4 protein-coding genes are annotated in these 1,172 nt (G+C 57.7%); all 4 read left to right on the forward strand.

Going from position 1 to position 1,172, the window contains the following annotated elements; genetic code table 11:
* Positions 1 to 401: histidine phosphatase family protein (locus lacNas_RS02100; RefSeq protein ID WP_201346538.1), on the forward strand; the 401-nt coding region annotated here is incomplete at its 5' end.
* A 20-nt stretch (positions 402 to 421) separates the two neighbouring features.
* Positions 422 to 607 (forward strand): hypothetical protein, encoded by a 186-nt coding sequence (locus tag lacNas_RS02105; protein ID WP_201331329.1) that lies wholly within the window; start codon positions 422 to 424, stop codon positions 605 to 607.
* Between the two features lies 1 nt (position 608).
* The gene (locus lacNas_RS02110; protein ID WP_201331330.1) at positions 609 to 794 is read left to right on the forward strand and encodes a hypothetical protein; all 186 of its coding nucleotides are present in this window, start codon (positions 609 to 611) and stop codon (positions 792 to 794) included.
* Positions 795 to 807: 13 nt separating this feature from the next.
* Positions 808 to 1,172: 2,3-bisphosphoglycerate-dependent phosphoglycerate mutase (locus lacNas_RS02115; RefSeq protein ID WP_201346539.1), on the forward strand; the 365-nt coding region annotated here is incomplete at its 3' end.

Below are 1,172 nucleotides of genomic sequence, written 5' to 3' on the forward strand. Positions count from 1 at the left end.
AAGGCGGCAGCATCGACGACATCTGGCTCAGCGCCTCCAAGGCCGCCGGCATTCCGCCGACGACCGACGTCAAGAAGATCATCGACACCATCGGCATCTACGAGTTCAGAGAAGTTACCAAGCAGGCCGACCCGCGCCATTTGGCGGAGAACACGGAAGAACTGGAAACCAGAATGAGCCGGGCCATCGAGGTCTTGAGAAAAGAAACCATCGGCGAAGGCCGGGTTTTGCTGGTGTCGCACGGGGACTTCATCAAGACCCTGGGGATCAAGTACTGGAAGGAAAGCGACGGCCTGCACGACATTACCTTCCCGGACAACGGGAGCGTCAGCCGGGGCATTCTGGACGAGGACGGTAATTTCGAAATCGTGGACTACAACTGCAAGGCTGAGGATTTATGAGCAAGGAGTTGAAATAACAGATGAAGTGGGATACGCACGCTTTTACGATCGTTTTGCTGGTGATCGTCGGCCTGTGGGAACTGGCCAGAGGCTACAATGCCCAGCGGCTGGGCAAGAAGGGGAGCCTGCCGGCCCAGTCCTACTATCTGACGGGGGCCGGGATCCTGGCCGTGGCCGTTTATTACGCGGTGAAACTGTGGGGTTAAAATGAACATTCATTCTTGGTGGGTGCCTTATGCCGTCTTGCTGTTCGGCATTTGGGACTTGATTACCGGCATCATGCGCCTGCGCCGGCAGAAGCAGGGCGCGGGACAAAAGGGCCTGGGCGGGAAGACTTTCGTCCTTTTGGGCATTTTGTTCATCATTACTGGAATCTGGGCTTTTTGGATCTAGAAGGCAAAAAAATATGGCAAAGTTGGCACTGCTGAGGCATGGCGAAAGCCAGGCCAACGCGGCAAACGTATATACTGGCTGGAACGACGTTCCCTTGACCGACAAGGGGCGGCGGCAGGCCTGGGCGGCCGGGGAAAAGCTGAGGCAGCTGGCGGATTTTTCGCCGGAGCGCATCCACACCTCGGTGCTCTCAAGAGCAATCGAAACGGCAAACATCGCGGCGGAAGCGGCGGGCTTTTTGTACCTGCCGATCACCAAGACCTGGCGGCTGAATGAGCGTCACTACGGGGCCCTTCGGGGCCTGGACAAGGACGTGTCCAGGAAGATCTTCGGCAAAGAGCAGGTTTTGGAATGGCGGCGGGGCTTTGACGCGGTGCC

The sequence above is a fragment of the Lactobacillus nasalidis genome (assembly GCF_016587775.1).
GTDB lineage: Bacteria > Bacillota > Bacilli > Lactobacillales > Lactobacillaceae > Lactobacillus > Lactobacillus nasalidis.